Below are 23,442 nucleotides of genomic sequence, written 5' to 3' on the forward strand. Positions count from 1 at the left end.
GCAATATCGCTTTCAGTAGTGTTGTCTTCATTGTCTTCTCCTTCTTCATTTGCTGAAACTCCATCGTGGGTGATGAATCTTGCCTTTCTGTTTGCGGCGATGCCGAACCAGTATTCTTATTATGCCAATCCGCCGAAGCGCTGATGCACATATGACGCCGCTGCGGGTACATGTTGATCTTCACGCTGCAGCGTCGTCAAGATATATTCCTCGGCCTCCTTGAAGGCAAGCTGGTAAATGTCACGGCACAGCGCATACGCCGGCGTGCCCGGCCATTGCGCCGGCAGCAAGTCTAGCGGCAGTTGCGGATCGTGCAGCTGCACACGGCGGAATGCATGAATCAGCAGGGTGCGGATGATGAAGGCCCGCTCCGGATCGAGCGCGCCTTTCCTGTTCAGCAAGGGCAGCAGCGATTCGAAGCATGCGATGAAATGCCGGTAGCCCTCGATCACCGCGCCCAGCTCCCAGCAGGCGTCCACCAGATCGCTCAGGGGACGCGAGCTGACCTGTCTTGATTCGCTGGCCGAGCACACGAACACCTTGCCGGTCACCTTCACGCGCGCGAGGATTTCCTCCAGCGCCGCGGCCTTCTCGCCGGGATGACCGAACACGCCGGTCCCGACCATGCCGAATCCTTCCCACAGCAGTTCCTTGCGCAGTTGCGAGCGCTGCGCCGCGCTGATGATTTCCGGCGCGGTCAGCACCAGCGTCCAGCTGCCGTCCCACTGCAGGCCCGAGGGCGAATAGATGCGGCGGTAGGCGCGTTCGAGCCGGCGCTGGCCGGCCGCGGTCAGCGAATACTGGCTGCGCCTGCCTTCGCGCGACGCTTCCAGCCAGCCTTCCTCGGCGAGGCGGAACACGCTGGTGCGCACCAGCCGGTCGCTGATGCCGAACGGCGCCAGCAGGGTGATCAGGCTGCCGAGCCAGAACGCGCCGCCGCGCGGCGCAATCGCATCGCCCAGCACCGTCATGGCGACGGATTTGGAGCGCGGCGGATCGCTGGCCAGGCTTTGCTCGATCCATTTGTTGACCGACAGATTCTTCATTCGATAAGGCTGAAAACCCTTGTTGACGATGGCGGCTGGCACCGCAGGTGAACGCATTTATATCACAGCAAGCGGCAACAGGATACATGAATCAGAAATGATTCATAAAAAGTGTTTACATACCTTATTTCGTATCATATGATGAATCCACACTCGAAACGGATTCCTCGAAAATCCGTCTAACCATCTGCCAGAAACTTCACCGCGTTACAGGAGAACCAGACCATGTACGCTCAATTGGTTGACACCGGCGCGCAGCGCGTGCGCGCGCTGCAAGACATGAGCCCGGAGGAACGGGCGTTTCAGGAAAAAATCGACGCCGGCGTCAAGATCGAGCCGAAGGACTGGATGCTGGAGGGTTATCGCAAGACGCTGATCCGCCAGATTTCGCAGCACGCGCATTCGGAAATCGTCGGCCAGTTGCCCGAAGGGAATTGGGTGACGCGCGCGCCGACCCTGAAGCGCAAGTCGATTCTGCTGGCCAAGATACAGGACGAGGCCGGTCATGGCCTGTATCTGTATAGCGCAGCGGAAACGCTGGGCGTGTCGCGCGATCAACTGCTTGCCGATCTGCATTCCGGCAAGGCCAAGTATTCCAGCATCTTCAATTACCCCACGCTCTCCTGGGCCGACATGGGCGCGATCGGCTGGCTGGTCGACGGCTCGGCCATCATCAACCAGATCCCGCTGTGTCGCTGCTCCTACGGCCCGTATGCGCGCGCCATGATTCGCGTGTGCAAGGAGGAATCCTTCCATGCGCGCCAGGGCTACGACATCATGATGGCGCTGTGCAAGGGCACGCCGGAACAAAAGCAGATGGCGCAGGATGCGCTCAACCGCTGGTGGTGGCCGTCGCTGATGATGTTCGGCCCGTCCGATGCCGAATCGATCAACAGCGCGCAATCGGCGCAATGGCGCATCAAGCTGTTTTCCAATGACGAGCTGCGCCAGAAGATGGTCGACCAGACCGTGCCGCAGGCGGAATACCTCGGCCTCACCGTGCCCGACCCGGACCTGAAATGGAACGAGGAAACCGGCCACTACGAGTTCGGCGAAATCGACTGGAGCGAATTCCAGAACGTGCTCAAGGGCAACGGCCCCTGCAACCGCGAACGCCTGCGCACCCGCGTGCAGGCCTGGGAAGACGGTGCATGGTTCCGCGACGGCCTGAACGCCTACGCGGACAAGCAGGCCGCCCGCAAGACACAAGTGCCGCAGGCGGCGTAATCACACCAGCAGGAGAAAGCAATGAACAAGGAATGGCCGCTGTGGGAAATCTTCATCCGCAGCCAGCATGGATTGGCACACAAGCATGTGGGCAGCCTGCATGCGCCCGACGCCGAAATGGCAATCAACAATGCGCGTGACGTCTATACGCGGCGCAACGAAGGCGTCAGCATCTGGGTAGTGAAGGCGGCGGACATCACCGCCAGCGTTCCCGCCGACAAGGGCGCGCTGTTCGAGCCGGCCAACAGCAAGGTATACCGCCACCCGACCTTCTTCCCGATGCCGGAAGAAGTGAAGAATCTGTAAGCGGGGGCTATGGAGAATGGCAATGCCGGATGACAAGTTCAATTTTCTGCTGCGCATGGGCGACAACGCGCTCGTGCTCAGCCAGCGGCTCTCGCAGTGGTGCGGCAAGGGGCCGGCGCTGGAAGAAGACATTGCGCTGACCAACGTCGCGCTCGATCTGCTGGGCCAGGCGCGGCTGTGGTTCGCCTACGCGGGCGAACTCGAAGGCAAGGACCGCGATGAAGATCAGCTCGCCTTCCTGCGCGACGCGCACGATTTCCGCAATCTCTTGCTGGTCGAGCAGCCGAACGGCACGTATGCGGATACGCTGGCGCGTCAGTTCTATTTCGACAGCTGGCACTACTTTCTGCTGCAAGAGTTGACGAAATCGAGCGATGCGCGCGTGGCCGACATCGCCGAAAAATCGATCAAGGAAGTCAGCTATCACCTGCGCCGCAGCGGCGACCTGGTGGTGCGGCTGGGCGACGGCAGCGAGCAGAGCCGCAGCATGATGCAGGCCGCGCTGGACGATTTGTGGATGTACACCGGCGAAATGTTCAAGGCGGATGCCGTCGATGAAGCGATGACGGCGCAAAGCATCGCGCCGGCACCGGCCGATCTGCACGCGCCGTGGCTGGCGCATGTGCAGGGCATTTTCGAGGAAGCGACGCTGGTGCTGCCGCCGGCCAATGCCTGGATGCAGCAAGGCGGACGGCAAGGCAAACACACCGAGCATCTCGGCTACCTGCTGGCGGAAATGCAATTCCTGCAGCGCGCCTATCCTGGAGCGCAGTGGTGAACGCCACACTTCCCGCCACCGAGCAGATCTGGGGCTGGCTGCACGAAGTGCCGGACCCCGAAGTGCCGGCAATCTCGGTGGTCGATCTGGGCATCGTGCGCGACGTCGCATGGCAGGAAGATGGGGACGAGCCGGAATGCGTGGTGACGATCACGCCGACCTACTCCGGCTGTCCGGCGATGGGCGTGATCGCGCAGGCGATTTCGGAAACGCTGCGGCAGCATGGCGTGAACCGCGTACGGCTCGCGACGCAATTGTCGCCGGCATGGACCACCGACTGGATGAGCGAAAGCGGCAAGACGAAGCTGAAAGGCTACGGCATCGCGCCGCCGGTGCAGCAGGCGATCGATATCAGCGGCATCAGCCGCCGGCGCAACACTGCGCCGATCGCCTGCCCGCATTGCGGTTCGACACATACGCGCGTCGTCAGCGAATTCGGTTCGACCTCGTGCAAGGCCTTGTATCGCTGCGACGACTGCAGGGAACCGTTTGATTATTTCAAACCGCATTAACGTCGCATTACGAGAAATAGAGAAGTCAGCAATTTGGACGACCGTCGCAAACTCCGGCTCCTTCCCCTTCAAGGGGAAAGTTGGGATGGGGATGGGTTTCAGGTAGTAACCCATCCCCACCCTAGCCCTCCCCTTGAAAGGGAGGGAACGCTCAGGTTTTCGAGCGCCAAATTTCTGAAGCGAATACCGCGACACTAAACACCAGACCGCAATGAGCAAATTCTATCCACTGACAGTATCCAGGGTGCGCAATGAAACGCGCGACGCGATCGCGGTGACCTTCACCGTGCCGCCGGAATTGAAGGACACCTTCCGCTTCAACCAGGGCCAGCACCTGACCCTGCGCACCACGATCGCCGGCGAAGACGTGCGCCGTTCGTATTCGATCTGCTCGGCGGTGCAGGACGACGCACTGCGGGTGGCGATCAAGCGCACCACGGGCGGCGTGTTCTCGACCTGGGCCAACGACACGCTGCAGCCAGGCACGACGATCGAGGTGATGCCGCCGATGGGGCATTTCAACACGCCGCTGTCGCCCGACAACAGCAAGCATTACCTCGGCTTCGCCGCCGGCAGCGGCATCACTCCGCTGATGTCCATCATCAAGACCACGCTGGCGACCGAAGCGCACAGCAAGTTCACGCTGTTCTACGGCAATCGTGCCTCGTCCTCCGTGATCTTCCGCGAAGAGCTGGCCGACTTGAAGGACACGTATCTGGAGCGTTTCAACCTGGTCTACGTGATGAGCCGCGAGCAGCAGGACATCGAACTGTTCAACGGACGCATCACCGGCGAGAAGTGCGCGGAATTCTTCAAGCACTGGATCGATCTCGACGACATCGACACCGCCTTCATCTGCGGTCCGGAAGAGATGATGCATGCGGTGTCGGATGCCTTGCAGGCGCATGGCATGCCGAAATCGAACATCAAGGTGGAGTTGTTCGCCGCCAGCATCCCGAAGCACAAGCATGTCGCGCAGACGCGCCCGGTCGTCGGCCATGAGGAATGCGAAGTGACGCTGATCATGGATGGCCGCCATACCATCTTCACCATGCAGAAGGACAAGGAATCGGTGCTCGACGCCGGCCTGCGGCAAGGCATCGAGATGCGCTATTCGTGCAAGGGCGGCGTCTGCTCCACCTGCCGCTGCAAGGTAGTCGACGGCAAGGTTGACATGGACGTCAACTATGCGCTGGAAGATTACGAGATTGCGCGCGGCTTTGTGTTGAGTTGCCAGAGCTTTCCGGTGACGGACAAGCTGGTGGTTGATTTCGATCAGGACACCTGACAAGCTGTCAAAAAACAAAATAACGCAGCATCCCTTGGAGACAACGATGACCTACAAGAATATTCTGTTCGAGCTCGGCGACGGCATCGCGCAACTGACGCTGAATCGGCCCGACAAGCTCAACAGCTTCACCGCCGAGATGCACGAGGAAGTGCGCGATGCGCTGAATCGCGTGCAGGCCGATTCCTCGGTGCGCGTGTTGCTCCTGACCGGTGCCGGACGCGGCTTCTGCGCCGGACAGGATCTGGCGGATCGCGCCGTTGCGCCCGGTTCGGCGGCGGTCGATCTCGGCGAATCGATCGACAAATACTATGCGCCGCTGGTGCGCACGCTGCGCGCGCTGCCGATGCCGGTGATCTGCGCGGTCAACGGCGTGGCGGCCGGCGCCGGCGCGAATATCGCGCTGGCCGGCGACATCGTGCTCGCCGCGAAATCGGCCAGCTTCATCGAAGCCTTCTGCAAGCTCGGCCTGATCCCGGACACGGGCGGCACCTACTTCCTGCCGCGCCTGATCGGCACCGCGCGCGCGATGGGACTGGCGATGCTCGGTGACAAGCTCTCCGCCGAACGGGCCGAACAATGGGGCCTGATCTGGAAATGCGTGGACGACGAGCAACTGGCGAACGAGGCGCTGACACTGGCGCGGCATTTTGCCAAGGCACCGACGAGGGGACTCGCACGCACCAAGCAGGCGCTGTATGCGAGTCCGTCGAATACCTTCGACCAGCAGCTCGATCTGGAACGCGACTTCATGCGCGAACTCGGCGTCAGTGAAGACTACAAGGAAGGCGTCGCGGCATTCATGGAAAAGCGCGCGCCGCAATTCAAGGGAAAGTAATCCATGACGAATGCATTACCGAGTTCCTGCACGGTCGCCGTCATCGGCAGCGGTGCGATGGGCGCAGGCATTGCGCAGATCGCGGCGGCCGCCGGCCATCCGGTCAAGCTGTTCGATGCGCGCACCGAAGCGATCGGCAAGGCCATCGCCGGCATTCGCGCGACCTTCGTCAAGCTGGCGGAAAAAGGCAAGATGAGCGCCGACGCCGCGCACGCCGCGGGCGAACGACTGCAGGCGGCGGACAGCCTGCAGGATCTGGCCGGCAGCGCGCTGGTGGTTGAAGCCATCGTCGAGAACCTGGATGCCAAGCGCACGCTGTTCGCCGAACTGGAGCGCATCGTCGGCGACGACTGCATCCTCGCCACCAATACCTCATCGATCTCGGTCACCTCCATCGGCGCAGGGCTGCGCTTGCCGTCGCGCCTGGCCGGCATGCATTTCTTCAATCCCGCGCCGGTGATGGCGCTGGTCGAGGTCATCAGCGGACTGGCGACCGACAAGGCGGTGGCCGACATTGTGTACGCGACCGCTGCCGCATGGGGCAAGAGTCCCGTGCATGCGAAATCGACGCCCGGCTTCATCGTCAACCGCGTCGCCCGTCCCTACTACGCCGAGGCGCTGCGCCTCTTGACCGAGCGGGCTGCCGAGCCGGCCACCATCGATGCCGTGATGCGCGAAGCGGGCGGCTTTCGCATGGGGCCGTTCGAACTGATGGACATGATCGGCCACGACGTCAATTTCGCCGTGACGCAATCGGTGTTCAACGCGTATTACAACGACCCGCGTTTCACGCCTTCGCTGGCGCAGCAGGAGCTGGTGAATGCCGGTTTTCTCGGGCGCAAGTCGGGCCGTGGCTTTTACCGCCATGACGGCAGCGACGCTCCCGCAGTCGGCACTGAAGCACCGCAACCCGCGCCGCATGAAATTGTGTTCATGGGCAGCGGCAAGCTGGCGGAAGCCGTTGCCGCACGCTTTGCCGCCGCAGGCATCGCCTTGCGTCGCCAAGCAGCAGAAAGCGGCGCGCTTTTTGAATGCGGCGGCGCGACGGTATGTCTGACCGACGGCCGCAGCGCAACGCAGCGCGCACGCGACAGCGGCAAACCGAATACGGTGCTGGTCGATCTGGCGCTCGACTATGCGAACGCCACGCGCCTTGCCCTCACCTGCGCCGACCAGTGCAGCACGGAAGCCTTTCAAGCTGTCGTCGGTGCATTTCAGGCCGCCGGCTTCAAGGTCTCGCGCCTCGACGATGTGCCCGGCATGGCGGTGATGCGCACGGTGGCGATGCTGGCCAACGAAGCCGCCGATGCAGTGAATCAGGGTGTGTGCTCGGCGCCGGCAGCCGACCTGGCGATGCAGAAGGGCGTCAACTATCCGCGCGGCCCGCTGGCGTGGGCGGATGCGGTCGGACTCGAGGACGTGATGAGGGTGCTGGACAATCTGGCACGGGTGTATGGTGAAGACCGCTACCGCGTATCGCCGCTGATCCGGCGCAAGGTAGCAAGTGGAGGAAGCTTTCATGCTTGATGCAAAACAGGGAATACCGGCAGAACCCCAGGCGCTGGCGGAAATGACTGCACGCGTGATGTATGCGCGCGATGCAGCCGCGCAAGAGATGGGCATGGAAATCGTCGCGGTCAGGCCGGGTTACGCCAGGATGACGATGCGGGTGCGCGCCAGCATGCTGAACGGCCACCAGACCTGCCACGGTGGCTTCATCTTCGCGCTGGCCGACACCGCATTCGCCTATGCCTGCAACAGCCGCAACCACAACACCGTGGCCTCGGGCTGCAGCATCGACTATCTCAGCCCGGGCCGCGAAGGCGATCTGCTGCAGGCCGAAGCGGTCGAGAAATCGCTGTCCGGCAAGACCGGCGTGTATGACATCGCCGTCACCAACCAGGATGGCAAACTGATTGCGCTGTTTCGCGGCAAGTCGCACCGGATTCAGGGCGAAGTGATTGGCGAAGCCGGCAATTAAGGATTGACCGAGTGTGCCGCGCCGCCAGTGGAGCGACGCGGCGTGAAGTGGAAACAGGAGACAGCATGAACCGCAAACCGAGTCCCGGCGAACTGGAGCCGATCGAAACCGCCAGCAAGGACGAACTGCAAGCCTTGCAGCTGCAGCGCCTGAAATGGTCGTTGAAGCATGCGTACGACAACGTGCCGCATTACCGCAAGAGCTTCGACGCGGCCGGCGTGCATCCGGACGATTTGAAGACGCTGGCCGACCTCGCGAAATTCCCCTTCACCGGCAAGAAGGATTTGCGCGACAACTATCCATTCGGCATGTTCGCCGTGCCGCGCGAACAGGTGGTGCGCGTGCACGCCTCCAGCGGCACCACCGGCAAGCCGACCGTGGTCGGCTACACGAAGAACGATATCGACACGTGGGCCACGGTGGTCGCGCGTTCGATCCGCGCAGCGGGCGGCCGCGCCGGCGACATCGTGCATGTGGCCTACGGCTACGGCCTCTTTACCGGCGGCCTCGGCGCGCATTACGGCGCGGAAAAGCTCGGCTGCACCGTGATCCCGATGTCGGGCGGACAGACCGAGAAGCAGGTGCAGCTGATCCAGGACTTCAAGCCGAACATCATCATGGTGACGCCGTCCTACATGCTCAACATCATCGAGGAATTCACGCGCCAGGGACTGGATGCGGCGGACAGCTCATTGAAGGTCGGCATCTTCGGCGCGGAACCGTGGACCGAATCCATGCGCGCCGAAATCGAGGCGCGCGCCGGCATCGATGCGGTCGACATCTATGGCCTGTCGGAAGTGATGGGGCCGGGCGTGGCCAACGAATGCATCGAGAGCAAGGACGGCCCGGTGATCTGGGAAGACCATTTCTATCCCGAGATCATCGATCCGATCACGGGCGAAGTGCTGCCCGACGGCGAGGAAGGTGAACTGGTATTCACTTCCCTCTCCAAGGAAGCCATGCCGGTCATCCGCTATCGCACGCGCGACCTGACGCGCCTGTTGCCGCCGACTTCGCGCGCGATGCGGCGCATGGGCAAGATCACCGGCCGCTCCGACGACATGCTGATCATTCGCGGCGTCAACGTCTTCCCGACGCAGATCGAGGAACTGATCCTGAAGCAGCCGCATCTGGCGCCGCACTATCAGCTCGTGCTGACGAAGGACGGTCATCTCGACAAGCTGGAAGTGCTGACCGAATTGCGCGCCGCGACTTCCCCGAACGAGACGGCAAATCTGTGCAAGGAAATCGAACACATGATCAAGACCTATGTCGGCGTGTCCACCACCGTGCGCGTGCTGGAGTGCGGCAGCATCGAACGCACCGCCACCGGCAAGGCGCGGCGCGTGATCGACAAGCGGCCGAAATAAGGCCGGCATCCGGGAGCGGGATCGAGGGCCGGTATCGAACAAGATCGAACGATATCGGGACGAAGCAGGCCGCCGCTGGCGACGGCCTTTACTGCATCACTGCTTGTGCTTATGCGAATCCGTCATTGCAGCATCCACGCGAACACGATCGGGCTCGACCTCGGTCAGCGCCTCGACTTCGCGCATCGAACGCAGCGAACGCTCAGTCAACTCGTGGTACTGCTTCGTGCCGGTGATCTTCCATGCCAGCTCGTCTTCGCGCAGGGTGCGCATCACGCGCGCCGGCGCGCCGACCACCAGCGAGGATGGCGGCACGATCATGCCGGCCTTGACGAAGGCGGCCGCCGCCACGATGCTGGACTCGCCGATCTGCGCGCCGTCCATCACCACCGCGTTCATGCCGACCATCGCATTGCGTCCGATGTGGCAGCCATGCAGCACTGCGCCGTGACCGATGTGGCCATCGATCTCGATCACCGTGTCGGTGCCGGGGAAGCCGTGCATCACGCAAGTGTCCTGCACGTTGGCGCCCTCCTGCAGCACGAGGCGGCCGAAGTCGCCGCGCAGGCAGGCAAGCGGGCCGACATAGCAGCGCGGACCGACGATCACATCGCCGATCAGCACCGCAGTCGGATGCACATAGGCAGTGGGATGCACCACCGGCGTCACGCTATCGATTGAATAGACCTTGACCAAGACAGTCTCCAGAGAATGAAAAAATTGTGTTCTACCAGTCTACTCAATCATCCGCATTTGCATAGAACGATTTCAGCGTAACGATACTTTTCCATCAACGGTAACTACCATTCAAACGAGGTCAACGATGACGAAACAATTTGCTTCCCAGGCCGATCTGGAAGAAAAGAAAACCAGCTTCATCAAGCTGTCCGATAACGCCTACGCCTACACGGCCGAAGGCGATCCGAATTCCGGCGTCATCATCGGCGACGACGGCGTGATGGTGATCGATACCACCGCCACGCCGGTGATGGCACAGGCACTGATCAAGCACATCCGCGAGATCACCGACCTGCCGATCAAGTATGTGGTGCTGTCGCACTATCACGCGGTGCGCGTGCTCGGCGCCTCGGCGTATTTCGAGGAAGGCGCGCAGCAGATCATCGCCTCGCGCGGCACGTACGAGATGATCGTCGAGCGCGGCGCGCAGGACATGCAGTCCGAGATCGAACGCTTTCCGCGCCTGTTCGCCGGCGTCGAATCGGTGCCGGGACTGACCTGGCCGACCATGGTGTTCGAGAAGGAAATGACGGTCTTCATGGGCAAGCTGGAAGTGAAGCTCATGCACATCGGCATGGGTCACACCAAAGGCGACACCATCGCATGGATCCCGTCGCAGAAGATCTGCTTCTCCGGCGATCTGGTCGAGTACGATGCCGCCGCCTACACCGGCGATGCGCAACTGGAGGAATGGCCGGCCACGCTGGAGGCGCTGCGCGCGCTGCAGCCGCAGAAGCTGGTGCCCGGGCGCGGCCCGGCATTGATGAATCCGACCGAAGTGAATGCCGGCATCGACTACACCAAGGATTTCGTGACCACGCTCTTGCAAAGCGCGAAGGAAGCAGTCGCCGCCGGCAAGTCGCTGAAGGAAGCGATGGCGCATGCACGCAGCAAGATGGACCCGAAGTTCAGCCAGGTATTCATCTACGAACACTGCCTGCCGTTCGACGTCACGCGCGCGGTGGACGAGGCCAGCGGCATCAAGCATCCGCGCATCTGGACCGCCGAGCGCGACAAGGAAATGTGGCACGCGCTGCAGGATTGAGCGGACATCGATGACATATCAATGACATGAGCACGAATTTTCAGACTCTCGAATTCGCCTGGGCGAAGCCGGCGGACCATGCGGCAAACGCAGGGGAACATCCTGCGCGCCATCCAGTGATCGTGGTCGGCGCCGGCCCGGTCGGCCTCTCCGCCGCGATCGATCTCGCGCAGCAAGGCGTGCCGGTGGTGCTGCTCGACGACGACAACAAGCTGTCGCAGGGTTCGCGCGCGATCTGCTTCGCCAAGCGCACGCTGGAGATTTTCGACCGCCTGCACTGCGGCGACGCGATGGTCGACAAGGGCGTGAGCTGGAACACGGGCCGCGTGTTCTTTCAGGAGGGCGAGGTATACCGCTTCGACCTGCTGCCGGAAACCGGCCATCACCGTCCGGCCTTCATCAACCTGCAGCAGTACTACGTCGAAGGTTATCTGTGCGAACGCGCGCAGGCCTTGCCGAACCTCGACCTGCGCTGGCAGAACAAGGTGGTCGCGCTCACGCAGAACGAGGACGCGGTGACGCTGACGGTCGAGACGCCGGACGGCAGCTACACGCTGCAGGCCGATTACGTGATCGCGGCCGACGGCGTGCGCAGTCCGGTGCGCCACATGCTGGGACTGGAAAGCAAGGGGCGCGTGTTCAAGGACCGCTTCCTGATTGCCGACGTGACGATGAAGGCGGACTTCCCCGTCGAACGCTGGTTCTGGTTCGACCCGCCCTTCCATCGCAACCAGTCGGTGCTGCTGCACAGCCAGCCCGACAATGTGTGGCGCATCGATTTCCAGCTCGGCTGGGATGCCGATCCGGTGGCCGAGAAGGCGCCGGAGCGCGTGATCCCGCGTGTCAAGGCACTGCTCGGCGAGAACGTCGAATTCGAGCTGGAATGGGTCAGCGTGTACACCTTCTCCTGCGCCCGGATGGAGCAATTCCGCCACGGCCGCGTGCTGTTCGCCGGCGACGCCGCGCATCTGGTGTCGCCGTTCGGCGCGCGTGGCGCCAACAGCGGCGTGCAGGATGCGGAGAATCTGGCGTGGAAACTCAGGCTGGTCCTGAACGGCGAAGCGCCTGCTGCCCTGCTCGACACCTACGCCAGCGAGCGGCAATACGCGACCGACGAGAACATCCGGCACTCGACGCGCGCGACCGATTTCATCACGCCGAAAAGCGCGATCAGCAAGCTGTTCCGCGATGCGGTGCTGAAGCTGTCGAAGGAGCATGCCTTCGCGCGCAAGCTGGTCAACAGCGGCCGGCTCTCGACGCCCGCGACCTACCGCGAGTCGGCGCTCAACACGCCGGACCGAGACGGCTTCACCAATGCGATGTGCGCCGGTGCGCCATGCGCCGATGCACCGCTCATGCAGGACGGTCGCGCGACATGGTTCCTGTCGCACATCGGCGATCGGTTCGGCGGCGTGTACTTCAGCGATGGAAGGCCGCTTGCGGCCGACACGCTGTCCGCGCTGCGCGCATTGACGCACGGTGCGCTGCCGGTCAGGCCGCTCGTGATCGTGCCGCAGGGAGCACGCCTGGATGGAGTCGACGGCATCACGGTGCTGGAAGATGTGCAAGGCCTGCTCGCGCAACGCTTCGATGCACGCGACGGCACCTTCTACCTGCTGCGTCCCGACCAGCACGTATGCGCGCGCTGGCGCTCGCTTGACCTGCGCGACGTGAACGATGCGCTCGCCCGCGCCACCTGCAAGGAACTGGAAACCGCATGAGCACGCCATTGATCACCGAACCGAACATCGCACTCGCCGACGAGTTCTACGAAGCATTGATCGAAACCCATCGCGACCTCGATGAGGCGCAAAGCCACATGCTCAACGCGAAGTTGATCCTGCTGCTGGCGAATCACGTCGGCGACCTCGACGTGCTGCGCGAGGCGATGCGGGTGGCGCGGAAGGATATTTAAAACCGGACTCGCGGATGAATCAATAGCGTCGAATTTTCCACTACATTCCCTCCCCTTCAAGGGGAGGGTTAGGGTGGGGATGGGTTAAATCCGCAGCATCAAACCCATCCCCATCCCGGCCTTCCCCTTGAAGGGGAAGGAGAAACCAGACACGCACTACCGATCATTCTTGAATCAAACCCAGGAGAATCCATCATGGCCAACGCGCCCATCATTCAAAGTTTCATTAACGACCGCTGGCTCGGCAGCCAGTCGGCGCAATCGCTGCGCAGCGCCGTCAACGGCAGTGTAATCGGCTATACGCACGCCGAACAAATCGCCTTCGACGAAGCAGTCGCGCACGCACGCAGCCAGGGCTTGCCGACGCTGCTGGCAATGGATTTCCAGGAACGCGCGGCGCGCCTGAAGGCGCTGGCCAAGTTCCTCGGCGAGCGCAAGGAAGAGCTGTACGCGGTCTCCTACCACACCGGCGCAACCCGCGCCGACAGCTGGATCGACATCGAGGGCGGCATCGGCACGCTGTTCGCCTATGCCAGCATCGGCGCGAATGAACTGCCGTCGAGCAATGTCCTGCACGAAGGGCCGGTGATCCGCCTCGGCAAGCAAGGCAAGTTCAGCGGCACGCACATCCTCGTGCCACGCCACGGCGTGGCAGTGCACATCAATGCGTTCAACTTCCCGATCTGGGGCCTGCTCGAGAAATTCGCGCCGACCTTCCTCGCCGGCATGCCCTGCATCGCCAAACCGGCAACCGCCACCAGCTACCTGACCGCAGCGGCAGTGAAGCTGATGCACGAATCGGGCTTGCTGCCGAAGGGCAGCCTGCAACTGGTGATCGGCGGCACCGGCGATCTGCTCGATCGACTGAACGGCGCGGACGTCGTCACCTTCACCGGCTCGGCCGACACTGCAGCGAAATTGCGCGCGCATCCGAACCTGATCCGTCAGGGCATCCCGTTCAACGCCGAAGCCGACTCGCTCAACTGCGCGATCCTCGCGCCGGACGTCTCGCCCGACGACGAAGAGTTCGACCTGTTCGTCAAGGAAGTCGCGCGCGAGATGACGGTCAAGGCGGGGCAGAAATGCACCGCGATCCGCCGCGCCATCGTGCCGGCGAAACACCTCGACGCGGTCGCCACGCGCCTGCGCGAACGTCTCGCGAAAACCGTGGTGGGCGACCCGGCGCAGGAAGGCGTGCGGATGGGCGCGCTGGCCTCGCACGCGCAGCAGGCCGACGTGGCCGAACGCGTCGCGCAACTGCTGCAAGGCAACGAGCTGGTGTTCGGCGAGCGCGACGGTTTCGCTCCGGCAGGCGCGGTGGCGGAAGGTGCGTTCTTCGCGCCGACCCTGATGCTGTGCCGCGACGCCATGCGCGACGACAAGGTGCACGACATCGAAGCCTTCGGCCCGGTCAGCACGCTGATGCCCTACACCGATATCGACGAGGCATTGACACTGGCCGCCAAGGGACGCGGCAGCCTGGTCGGCACGCTGGTCACGCGTGATCCGAAAATTGCAGCGAAGGCGATTCCGGTCGCAGCCGCGCACCACGGCCGCCTGCTGATTCTCGACCGCGAAGCCGCGCCGGAATCCACCGGCCACGGCTCGCCGCTGCCGCAGCTCAAGCACGGCGGCCCGGGACGCGCCGGCGGCGGCGAGGAACTGGGCGGCGTGCGCGCAGTGAAGCACTATCTGCAGCGCGCCGCCGTACAGGGTTCGCCCACCATGCTGGCCGCCGTCACCGGCGAATACGTCCAGGGCGCGGCCGTGCGCGAATCGGACGTGCATCCCTTCCGTCGTTACTTCGAAGATCTGCAAGTCGGCGATTCGCTCCTGACCCACCGCCGCACCGTCAGCGAAGCCGACATCGTCAACTTCGGCGGCCTGTCGGGCGACTACTTCTACATGCACTTCGACGAGATCGCCGCCAAGGAAACCGCCTTCGGCAAGCGCATCGCGCACGGCTACTTCGTGCTGTCGGCCGCCGCCGGCCTGTTCGTCTCGCCAGCACCGGGCCCGGTACTGGCGAACTACGGACTGGACACGCTGCGCTTCATCAAGCCGGTCGGCATCGGCGACACCATCCGCGCGCGCCTCACCTGCAAGCGCAAGGTCGATCGCCGCAAGACGGACGCCAAGGGCGTGCGCCAGGGCGTGGTCACATGGGAAGTGGACGTCACCAATCAGGACGACGAGCTGGTGGCGAACTACGACATCCTGACGCTGGTCGCATTCCGCGGTTGATTTGCCCCGGCAATTGAATTCATTGATGTATTCGGGGATACGACACGCTGCGCAAGTGACAGCATTGTCGTTCCCCGTTGCAGTTCGCACATGCGCTGACATGGTGTGATGCACGAAGCGGAACCGTGACGTAATCGATCCACGTATGCGTCGATGCGCGCTTCGCGACCACGCACTCCTGCTGCATTGTGCAATGACCCGGGCATGCAATGTGCCCCGCACACCCGCCTGTTCTTCTCCTTCGCCAATCCCGTCAGCGATTGCCGCTGACGCATCCCTTGCGCATTTCGCGCCTTCACCAAGCACGCATCGTGTCATGTGAATCCCTGCTTCGCCAAGACGTTTCTTCATACATCTGTAACGCACACGTTACGCTTTCCGACCATCTGAAATTCTTCACGAATAAAACAAGAAAAATCTCGTGAATACATGCCGATTCCGGCCAGTGAAGTGGAACCAGTCCGCTTCGCCGCACGACCCATTCTCCAGTCAGTTGAAGAATTGCGCGGTACGACATCCGCCACGCAACATGCGATGCATTGCATGGTTCTGAATGGGTGTGATTTTTCAAGGAGTTCAATTTTCAAAGGGAGATTTGCATGAGTAAAAGTAGTTACTCAAGCTTGATCGAAGGCTTTTGCAAGCGATCGTGGCTTGACGATCCTGCGTCCGTGATGCGAGGCGGACCGGTGGAAGTCAATGAGGTCAAGTTTTCGCTGATCTACAGCGAAAAAATCAATGCCGACATGTTGTTCATCTATTGCGATTTCGGCGATCCGCCGGTTGGTCGCGAACGCGATGTGTATCGCGCATTGCTGAAAAAAAATCTGTTTCTGTACAAGGGTGACGGGCCGGTGTTTGCGATTTCGCCGGACACGGGCCGAATCATGCTGGCCCGGCATGAACGTCTGGATGCCCTTACACCGGACATCCTGTCCAGCATCCTGACAACGCTGTCATCCCAGGCCAACGCGTGGCGCAAAGAGCCGTTGTCATCCGAGGAGGAAATGCGCCAAACCACGCCTGCGTCACGCTCGGCATCATCCACCTCCGCGTTGCTTGCTCGTGCGCAGATTGCGCGAGTCTCGAAAAATTCCTGAAACTCTTGATGAAAGAAATTACATGACGACTACCCCAACCACACCCATCCTTGGCGTTTCACAAACCACCAATGCCGTTGCTGCGCAGAGGACGATTTCGCAGCCGAACACCGCAGCAGTCATGCGCCAGTCTACGCTCACACACCTTGAACACGGCCCGGTCGCCAATAACGGACGCCCTCTGCCGACGAGCAAGGCAACGCCGATCGGCACGTGGCCCAAAGACGATACGCAACGGGCACATGTCGCCGCAATGTTCAACGCGAATCTCGGGAAATTGGCCAACACGCCGAAAGGTGAACAGCGACTTGCGTTCCAGCGAGAAGTCCATGCGCATTGGCAGCGCCTGAGCGACAAGGAGAAGGTGGATGTACTGAATGAAGCCGGCAAGAACGTCAAGTCCGGAGGAATCAGCCGTATGCCAACGCTGGCAGAAAAAGACGCTCATGCGCTGAATGAGCGCCTTGCAACTCTCTCTGAAGAGGAACAAAAGAAAGAACTTGAAGGCTTGAGCGCCGAGCAACGGAAGCTCCTTGACGCGCCGAAGCTGAGAGGGCCGGCCGTCAACTGGCTGCACCATACACTCGCCGCCATGAGCCCGGCTGCGCGGAGCGGCCTGTTCCAGCACGTGGACAGCGCTGCGAAAGAAGGCCTCGAACTCATTCGGACCAACAAACCGAATCAGAACTTCATCGACACCGACTATGACTACAAGAGCTTTTTGAAATTCAACGAAAACCCGATCACGTTGCCGCCTGAGGCTCGGGGGAAAGAGGTGCTGATCGTCGGCACCGGCGCCGCTGCCGCCACTGCCGCGCGCATGCTGCTGCAAGCCGGTGCCAAAGTGACGATGGTGGAGGCGGAGGATAGAAGGGGCGGACGGCTGGAGTCGCGCCACTACACGAATACGAACGGCACGACCGCACCCGAGTTCTCCGAGATGGGCGCCATGCGCTTCCCGCCGACGGGCCGCACCTGGTTTCACTTCCTCAAGCAGTTTGGCGTTAAAACGATTTCCGATTTTCCCAACCCCGGCAAGGTGCCGACCAAACTGTTCTTCAAGGGAGAAACCATCGACTGGAAGCCTGGCGCCCCCACCCCGGACAGCGTTCTGCTGAAGCAGGTAGGCGCGGACTTTGGCAAATTTGCCTCGCGTCTGACAGCGCCGATCGAGGAGGCCAGAAAAGCGCACGACTCGGAGAAGCTGGAGAAAATCTGGCAGGGCTATATCGACAAGTACGAGGGCAAGAGCTTCTTTGCGGCGGTCAAGGAAGGCATGCAGGAACTCGGCATCAAATGGGGCAAAGATCAACTCGATGCCTTCGGCGCATTGGGTATCGGCACCGGCGGCTTCGGACCGCTGTATCCGGTCGGCTTTCTCGAAATCCTGCGCGTCATGGTCAACAAACTGGATGACGACCAGCATCTGCTGCCCAAGGGCACGACGGACGCGTTGGACCACTTCTACACAGCCGAGATGACCGATCCCGCAGGCAACAGCGTATCGCTCGAAAAGAACGCCGAGATCCGCCTCACCACGACCGTGACTGGCATCGAGGCAAACGCTGGCAAGTCAACCGTGAAACTGAAGGCTGCTGACGGCACCGTGCAGGAAAAGGGGTTCGCCGCCGTGGTGGTTACTGCAAGTCCCGTCGCGATGGAACGCATGGGCATGTCATTGCCTGCGCGCGACTCCGATCCGGTTCTCAGCAAGGATGTCGCGAGCGCGATAACCGATCTGCACCTGATGAATTCATCCAAGCTGTTCATTCGCACCGAAAAGAAGTTCTGGCTGGACGATCAGGGAAATCCGCGCAAGGACATTCCGCAAACCATCCAGACCGATCAATCTCCGCACGGCATCTACTGTCTTGGCTACCCGGGTACCGATCACGGCGTGGTGCTGGTCAGCTATACCTGGGGCGACAAGTCCACCAAGCTGCTGGGCCTCAAGCCCGAAGAGCGCCTTGAGGAATTCAAGAAAGTCATCGCACAGGTCAGTCCGGAATTCGCAGAAAATCTGGTTCCGCTCAACGGCGAGCTGCACAACGTTGACTGGCAAACCAGACCGACGCAATTCGGCGCATTCAAGCTCAACAATCCGGGCCAGGAACCCAATCAGCATGCGGCGTTCTACCAGTATCAAAGCGCCGAGGCCAAGGACCCGCAACCGGATAGCGGCGTCTATCTTGCCGGTGACGGCGTGTCGCACACGGGTGGATGGGTGGAAGGCGCGGTGACAACCGGGATCAATGCCGCAGTCGCTGCTGCCCTGCATCTTGGAGGGGCGGTGGCAGACGGCTCGCCAATGGATATTCGAAAGGATAAATACAACTACGAAGGCAGGTCCGCTGCGTGAGTGTTTGGCACGCAGTGTCTGCGTAGCGTCCATTTCACGGCAGTTTGAGGCTTGAGGGGCCGGACCTTCATGACCGATCCAGTTGACGCTCTCGTTCCCGAATGTCGATGGAACAGTACGCGGTCATGCGATGGTCCGGCATGCGCCCTCGGTCAAGCGTCGTTCCAGCGCATGATCCCGCTGCCCGCAGCGGGATCATGTTCGACCCGTGCGTCCAGCGGAGCGCGGGCTCAACGTTTATTCAGACATAGCCAAACAAAAAGCCCGGCACGTATGGCCGGGCTTTTTGCTTCTTTATTTGGTTGCGGGGACAGGATTTGAACCTGTGACCTTCGGGTTATGAGCCCGACGAGCTGCCAGACTGCTCCACCCCGCGTCTGAGGGGGCGAAGTGTACAGGCTCCCGATCATAAAGACAACCATGAATGAAGGCCGGCATGGAGCAGGCTTGTCATGATGGAATCTTGAATGGCTGAAATTGAAATTCGCCACACTTCGACGAAACTTGTATCAAGTCCTGGAAGTGGCGCGGCTGGCGGGGATCGAACCCACGACCCTTGGCTTCGGAGGCCAATACTCTATCCACTGAGCTACAGCCGCGTAGGAAGACATGTGAAGAGGCATGAAGGATACCGTTTTTCCGGTTTGCCGTCCATGCAAAACACGCGGCTTTCGTTCCAAAGCAGGCGCTTTGAGTCTATAATCAAAGGTTTTTCAGGGTATTGCGCTGCAGCATCTTCAGGCCGGAACGGCCGCTTCACGCAACCGCTACGGTTTCAGAAAATTGCACTGAGGGAATAATGAGCGACGCACACAACGAACACGAATCCGCGATCAAGACGCCGAAGCAGCTCATCGCTGCAGTGATTGCGGGCTTTTTGGTCCCCATCATCTGCATCGTGCTGCTGGTGCAGTATGTTACCAGCGCAGAGCAGACCGGTGCCGGCTCGACCGGCCAGATGCCGGAATCGATTGCCGCACGGATCAAGCCGGAGGCGGACGCAGGCTTCACGCTGAAGGATGTGAACGCGCCGAAGCAGTTGCAGGCGGGTGACACCGTATACAAGGCAACCTGCGCCGCCTGCCATGACAGCGGCGCTGCCGGCGCACCGAAGCTGGGCGACGCGGGCGCATGGTCGGCCCGTATCGGCCAAGGCCAGGAAAAGGTGGTCGAACACGCGATCAAGGGCCTGCGCGCGATGCCGGCCAAGGGCGGCAACCCGGATCTGGACGATGTCGAGGTGGCACGTGCGGTCGTCTACCTGGCGAACCAGTCGGGCGCAAAATTCAAGGAACCTGCAGTGAAGGCCGCGGCTCCGGCTGCTGCCGCTCCAGCTGCTGCCGCTCCCGCAGAAGCTGCTCCGGCCGCCGCTGCACCTGCTGCTGCCGCTGCGCCTGCTGCTGCTCCCGCCCAGGTTTCGGCGGACACCGGCAAGAAGGTGTATGACGCTGCATGCGTGGCCTGCCACGGCGCGGGCATCGCCGGTGCGCCGAAGCTCGGCGACAAGGCGGCATGGGCGCCGCGCATTGCGCAAGGCTCCGCCAAGCTGCACGAACATGCGATCAAGGGCTTCACCGGCAAGGCCGGCATGATGCCGCCGAAAGGCGGCTCCACCGCTTCGGATGATGAAATCAAGGCTGCCGTCGATTACATGGTTGCTGCATCCAAATAATCATCGGAATCCAGCACGACAAAAAGCCGGCCTGCGGGCCGGCTTTTTTATTGGTCCGCGCATTCATTTCGGCGGGGGCGCAGTCTGTGCCGCGGCTTGCTGTTCCGCGACGAAGATTTCCACGCGGCGGTTCTTGGCGCGATTGGCTTCGGTATCGTTTGCCACCAGCGGCTCGCGCGATCCGCGGCCATCGATGTTGAAGCGGCTGGATGAGACCCCGCGCGACACCAAGTAGTCGCGCGTATGCGCGGCACGGTTGACCGACAGAGGGTTGTTGATGGCGTCATTGCCGGTGCTGTCGGTATGGCCGACGATGTTGACGCGGGTGATCGGATTTTCGACGAGGCTGGCGGCGAACTTGTCGAGGATCGAACGGAAATTCGGCTTGATGTCGGCGCTGTTGGTGTCGAAGGAAATGTCGGACGGGATCTCCAGCTTCAGCTGGTTGTCCTGCGTTTGCGTCACCTGCACGCCGGTGCCTTGCGTGGCCTGTTCCATGGTGCGTTTTTGCTGCTCCATCTTGTTGGACCAGATGTTGCCGGCGACGCCGCCGGCCAGTCCGCCGATGACCGCGCCGGTCGCGGCCCGGCTGCCACCGCCGCCGCCCGTTGCAGCGCCGATCACGGCCCCCAGTCCCGCACCGATGCCGGCACCGGTGGCGGTGCCCTTCTGCGTTTCACTCATGTTGGCACAGCCGCCGAGCGCAAGCATCGCTGCCATGGTGGATACGGCCACTCGATTTCGCATGATCTCTTTCCTATTTTGTAAAAACGACAGGAATTCGACATGCGGCAGCTATGTTAGTTCGGCAAGTGCAGATTCTGCACTTGCCGCGCATCAGCAGGCGCGGCCGTGCATGGGAGGCGTCAGACCTGCTCTGGCGCAGCGCCTGCGCGTGATGCTTTCCTTTTGCGCAAGACAAACGTCGCGACAGCACCAAGCAGGCCGATGGCAAGCGCGCCGCCGGCCAGCGGTTTCAGCAGCGAGCGTTTGGACAATGCGGCGATGCCGCTGACGACCAGTGGCAGGATGGTCGGCAGGTCCAGTCCGGCGAAGCCCGCCCCGCTCCGGCCGCCGAACGCTGCCATGGCGGTGGATGCGAGGTGGTTGAACGCATCCGAGGCGAGGGACTCCGGCCGCAGGCCCGCACGGGCGATCTGGCGGGAGCGGGTGATTTCCGAACGAAATGCCGCGCCCTGCGCAATCAGCAACTGCTTGCGTTCGGCTGGCGACAATGCCATCTTGCGATCGGCGCGGTTCATGAGTCGCTCCCGCGCACGTCCAGCAATGCGTCGCGATCCTTGCGCAACTCCGTCATGGTGGCCGGCATCGACAGCTTGCCGTTGCCCAGCAGGGAGCGCACCTGGAAAAGCATGGCCAGCGCCAGCAAGGTGTAGACGACGGCGATCAGCAGCAGGATTTTCCAGCCCCACGTATCCCACGCCAGTACCACCAGCAGCACGGTCCAGCTGGCAAGCGCAAACCAGAAGGCGACGATGCCGAAGGCCGACACCAGCAGGAGGCGGGCGAGATTGCCGCGCACTTCGCCGAGTTCCAGCGCCGCAAGTTCGATCCGGCTCACCAGCAGCCCGAACAGGTTTTTGGCGATGCCGGCCGCGCCTGCGATCAGGCCGGAGTTCGCACTGGAGGAAGTCGATTGTCGGTAGTCCATCGGCACGCCGTGTGATTGATCGGAATTATTTGCGCGATATCAGCAGGCCGACCAGGAGGCCGATGCCGGTGGAAATGGCGACGGCTTTCCATGGATTTTCATGCACGAATTCGTCGGCGGATTGCGCGGCTTCCTTGCCCTTCTCGAAGGCAACGGCCTGCACGTCCTGCGCCTTGTCCATGGCGGCCTCGAGCAGCGCCATGCCGCGCGCGCGCAACTCGTCCGCGCGGTCGCCGGTCACGGATGCCGCTTCCAGAAACAGCGCCTGCGCATCCTTGAGCAGCGCGTTCATGTCGTGTCGTACGGTCTTGATGTTCGATGCCAGCATGGTTGATGCTCCTGAAAAATGTTGCGGCAGCGATTGTGCTGCTGCGTTGGTTGCCCGGTTGCGGCTAATTTACCAGATGTAAAGCTTTTCGATTTGATCCAGCAACAAGGTAGGCAATGCGGCGGCGCATTGGCATGCGGCAACGCGCCCATGAAAGTGGGCATAGGGATTCGCAAATTGTCGCCTGCGGAATGGTCCTCGTTTTTAATAAAGGTGCCGATTCGAGCGACAGGAATGACGGAGAGCCCCATTGTTGGCGGGCAAGGCAGCGAGGCTGCGTGTCAGGAATGAGCGTTTCCCGCGCCGAGGCGGAAGCACCGAGGCAGGCGCGCCTACTGGTCCATTTGCGGCTGCGCGATGGTGCGCAGCTGGAAGCGGCCATCGTTGTTGAAGAGCCAGGTTTCCAGCACCTCGAGCCGGCCGTGGCGCAGCAGGTGCGGCGCGGGACGCGGGAATGGCGCGGCGGTCTTGAGTGTCGCCAGCGCGGTGCTCTCGGTCACGCGATCGCGGTTGGAGCGGTGGATTTCGCTGCGCACGAGGTTGCCGTTCGCATCGATCACGTACTTCAGCACCACCACCGAACGCAACAGTGCCTGCGGGCGGCCGTCGTACACCTTGCCGGAACTGGCTTGCGAGATGTGCAGCGCCAGGTCGCGCTTGTAGCCATCAATGGTGGCGGCGCTCGACGGCGCGGCATGCACCATCTCCCTTCTTTCGGCGGTAGTCGCGGCGCTGCCGACGCCGGCGCGCTCGTTTTCGGGAGCGTTGTGACTGGCGCAGCTTGCGAGCGCGCTGGCGGCCAGCAGAAGCACAATCCTGTTGTTCATGACGGTATCGGGTCGAAGCAATGTGATGCGTTGAGTAATGCCTTGAGAGCTGCGCAAGGCGTGACGGCACGGCAATCATGCATCTTCGAAAGTCTTGCCTTCGGCCAAGTATAGTACGGCCGATTCGCGGCAAAGCGGCGCGCTTGCATATCGATACACTTCTCCTACCCTGTGCATATGCGCCGCCTCATTTCCA

The 23,442-nt window shown here is 61.9% G+C and carries 23 protein-coding genes and 2 tRNA genes; 16 read left to right on the forward strand and 9 right to left on the reverse strand.

Features of this window, described 5'->3' with window-relative positions:
* Positions 1 to 119: 119 nt before the first annotated feature.
* Positions 120 to 1,103 carry a phenylacetic acid degradation operon negative regulatory protein PaaX gene (gene paaX, locus D3870_RS17425; protein WP_242490020.1) on the reverse strand — a complete coding sequence of 328 codons (984 nt, stop codon included), beginning with the start codon at positions 1,101 to 1,103 and terminating at the stop codon, positions 120 to 122.
* 168 nt (positions 1,104 to 1,271) lie between these two features.
* Between paaX and paaA the strand changes: the two genes are divergently transcribed.
* The 9 genes from paaA (at position 1,272) to paaK (ending at position 9,346) form a co-directional block, all read left to right on the forward strand.
* Complete coding sequence (gene paaA / locus D3870_RS17430) at positions 1,272 to 2,273, forward strand: 1,2-phenylacetyl-CoA epoxidase subunit PaaA (protein ID WP_119741067.1); 1,002 nt, start codon at positions 1,272 to 1,274, stop codon at positions 2,271 to 2,273.
* Between the two features lie 21 nt (positions 2,274 to 2,294).
* Positions 2,295 to 2,579 carry a 1,2-phenylacetyl-CoA epoxidase subunit PaaB gene (gene paaB / locus D3870_RS17435; protein WP_119741069.1) on the forward strand — a complete coding sequence of 95 codons (285 nt, stop codon included), beginning with the start codon at positions 2,295 to 2,297 and terminating at the stop codon, positions 2,577 to 2,579.
* Positions 2,580 to 2,601: 22 nt separating this feature from the next.
* Positions 2,602 to 3,357: a 1,2-phenylacetyl-CoA epoxidase subunit PaaC gene (gene paaC, locus D3870_RS17440; RefSeq protein WP_119742308.1), complete on the forward strand. Its 756-nt coding sequence runs from the start codon at positions 2,602 to 2,604 to the stop codon at positions 3,355 to 3,357.
* Positions 3,351 to 3,869: a 1,2-phenylacetyl-CoA epoxidase subunit PaaD gene (paaD, locus tag D3870_RS17445; RefSeq protein ID WP_119741071.1), complete on the forward strand. Its 519-nt coding sequence runs from the start codon at positions 3,351 to 3,353 to the stop codon at positions 3,867 to 3,869. Before paaC ends, paaD begins: the two co-directional genes overlap by 7 nt.
* Positions 3,870 to 4,080: 211 nt before the next feature.
* Positions 4,081 to 5,157: a 1,2-phenylacetyl-CoA epoxidase subunit PaaE gene (gene paaE / locus D3870_RS17450; RefSeq protein WP_119741072.1), complete on the forward strand. Its 1,077-nt coding sequence runs from the start codon at positions 4,081 to 4,083 to the stop codon at positions 5,155 to 5,157.
* 46 nt (positions 5,158 to 5,203) lie between these two features.
* On the forward strand, positions 5,204 to 5,995 hold the full coding sequence (paaG, locus tag D3870_RS17455; protein WP_119741074.1) for a 2-(1,2-epoxy-1,2-dihydrophenyl)acetyl-CoA isomerase PaaG: 792 nt from the start codon (positions 5,204 to 5,206) through the stop codon (positions 5,993 to 5,995).
* A 3-nt stretch (positions 5,996 to 5,998) separates the two neighbouring features.
* Entirely contained in the window at positions 5,999 to 7,522 is a 1,524-nt protein-coding gene (paaH, locus tag D3870_RS17460; RefSeq protein ID WP_119741076.1) for a 3-hydroxyacyl-CoA dehydrogenase PaaH, read from the forward strand.
* Positions 7,515 to 7,976 (forward strand): hydroxyphenylacetyl-CoA thioesterase PaaI, encoded by a 462-nt coding sequence (gene paaI, locus D3870_RS17465; protein WP_119741078.1) that lies wholly within the window; start codon positions 7,515 to 7,517, stop codon positions 7,974 to 7,976. The genes paaH and paaI overlap by 8 nt, the downstream gene beginning before the upstream one ends.
* A 65-nt stretch (positions 7,977 to 8,041) precedes the next feature.
* Entirely contained in the window at positions 8,042 to 9,346 is a 1,305-nt protein-coding gene (paaK, locus tag D3870_RS17470) for a phenylacetate--CoA ligase PaaK (protein ID WP_119741083.1), read from the forward strand.
* 96 nt (positions 9,347 to 9,442) lie between these two features.
* Here the strand turns inward: paaK and paaY are convergent, their stop codons facing one another.
* On the reverse strand, positions 9,443 to 10,042 hold the full coding sequence (paaY, locus tag D3870_RS17475) for a phenylacetic acid degradation protein PaaY (protein ID WP_119741085.1): 600 nt from the start codon (positions 10,040 to 10,042) through the stop codon (positions 9,443 to 9,445).
* 127 nt (positions 10,043 to 10,169) lie between these two features.
* Here paaY and D3870_RS17480 point away from each other — a divergent pair, with 127 nt between their 5' ends.
* From D3870_RS17480 to D3870_RS17505, 6 genes are all read left to right on the forward strand, one after another.
* Positions 10,170 to 11,129: an MBL fold metallo-hydrolase gene (locus D3870_RS17480; RefSeq protein WP_119741087.1), complete on the forward strand. Its 960-nt coding sequence runs from the start codon at positions 10,170 to 10,172 to the stop codon at positions 11,127 to 11,129.
* Positions 11,130 to 11,155: 26 nt separating this feature from the next.
* Positions 11,156 to 12,850 (forward strand): FAD-dependent oxidoreductase, encoded by a 1,695-nt coding sequence (locus tag D3870_RS17485; RefSeq protein WP_119741088.1) that lies wholly within the window; start codon positions 11,156 to 11,158, stop codon positions 12,848 to 12,850.
* The gene (locus tag D3870_RS17490; RefSeq protein ID WP_119741090.1) at positions 12,847 to 13,044 is read left to right on the forward strand and encodes a DUF2783 domain-containing protein; all 198 of its coding nucleotides are present in this window, start codon (positions 12,847 to 12,849) and stop codon (positions 13,042 to 13,044) included. Before D3870_RS17485 ends, D3870_RS17490 begins: the two co-directional genes overlap by 4 nt.
* A gap of 195 nt (positions 13,045 to 13,239) precedes the next feature.
* Positions 13,240 to 15,288: a phenylacetic acid degradation bifunctional protein PaaZ gene (gene paaZ / locus D3870_RS17495; protein ID WP_119741092.1), complete on the forward strand. Its 2,049-nt coding sequence runs from the start codon at positions 13,240 to 13,242 to the stop codon at positions 15,286 to 15,288.
* Between the two features lie 599 nt (positions 15,289 to 15,887).
* Positions 15,888 to 16,388, forward strand: coding sequence for a CesT family type III secretion system chaperone (locus tag D3870_RS17500; protein WP_119741095.1), 501 nt, complete (start codon positions 15,888 to 15,890; stop codon positions 16,386 to 16,388).
* A gap of 22 nt (positions 16,389 to 16,410) precedes the next feature.
* On the forward strand, positions 16,411 to 18,747 hold the full coding sequence (locus tag D3870_RS17505; RefSeq protein WP_119741097.1) for a flavin monoamine oxidase family protein: 2,337 nt from the start codon (positions 16,411 to 16,413) through the stop codon (positions 18,745 to 18,747).
* A 299-nt stretch (positions 18,748 to 19,046) separates the two neighbouring features.
* Here D3870_RS17505 and D3870_RS17510 read toward each other — a convergent pair.
* Positions 19,047 to 19,123, reverse strand: a tRNA-Met gene (locus tag D3870_RS17510).
* Between the two features lie 147 nt (positions 19,124 to 19,270).
* Positions 19,271 to 19,346 (reverse strand) — tRNA-Arg (locus D3870_RS17515).
* Positions 19,347 to 19,546: 200 nt separating this feature from the next.
* On the opposite strand from D3870_RS17515, the gene D3870_RS17520 reads away from it, so the two are divergent.
* On the forward strand, positions 19,547 to 20,419 hold the full coding sequence (locus D3870_RS17520) for a c-type cytochrome (RefSeq protein WP_119741100.1): 873 nt from the start codon (positions 19,547 to 19,549) through the stop codon (positions 20,417 to 20,419).
* A gap of 63 nt (positions 20,420 to 20,482) precedes the next feature.
* Here the strand turns inward: D3870_RS17520 and D3870_RS17525 are convergent, their stop codons facing one another.
* The 5 genes from D3870_RS17525 to D3870_RS17545 form a co-directional block, all read right to left on the reverse strand.
* Positions 20,483 to 21,166 carry a YiaD family glycine zipper/OmpA-like lipoprotein gene (locus D3870_RS17525; RefSeq protein WP_119741102.1) on the reverse strand — a complete coding sequence of 228 codons (684 nt, stop codon included), beginning with the start codon at positions 21,164 to 21,166 and terminating at the stop codon, positions 20,483 to 20,485.
* A 119-nt stretch (positions 21,167 to 21,285) separates the two neighbouring features.
* Positions 21,286 to 21,681, reverse strand: coding sequence for a hypothetical protein (locus tag D3870_RS17530; protein ID WP_119741105.1), 396 nt, complete (start codon positions 21,679 to 21,681; stop codon positions 21,286 to 21,288).
* Positions 21,678 to 22,091 carry a phage holin family protein gene (locus tag D3870_RS17535; protein WP_119741107.1) on the reverse strand — a complete coding sequence of 138 codons (414 nt, stop codon included), beginning with the start codon at positions 22,089 to 22,091 and terminating at the stop codon, positions 21,678 to 21,680. Before D3870_RS17535 ends, D3870_RS17530 begins: the two co-directional genes overlap by 4 nt.
* A gap of 25 nt (positions 22,092 to 22,116) precedes the next feature.
* Positions 22,117 to 22,419: an ElaB/YgaM/YqjD family protein gene (locus D3870_RS17540; protein ID WP_119741109.1), complete on the reverse strand. Its 303-nt coding sequence runs from the start codon at positions 22,417 to 22,419 to the stop codon at positions 22,117 to 22,119.
* Between the two features lie 332 nt (positions 22,420 to 22,751).
* Positions 22,752 to 23,246 (reverse strand): energy transducer TonB family protein, encoded by a 495-nt coding sequence (locus D3870_RS17545; protein ID WP_119741111.1) that lies wholly within the window; start codon positions 23,244 to 23,246, stop codon positions 22,752 to 22,754.
* Between the last annotated feature and the right edge of the window lie 196 nt (positions 23,247 to 23,442).

The sequence above is a fragment of the Noviherbaspirillum cavernae genome, from assembly GCF_003590875.1.
Classification (GTDB): Bacteria; Pseudomonadota; Gammaproteobacteria; order Burkholderiales; family Burkholderiaceae_D; genus Noviherbaspirillum; species Noviherbaspirillum cavernae.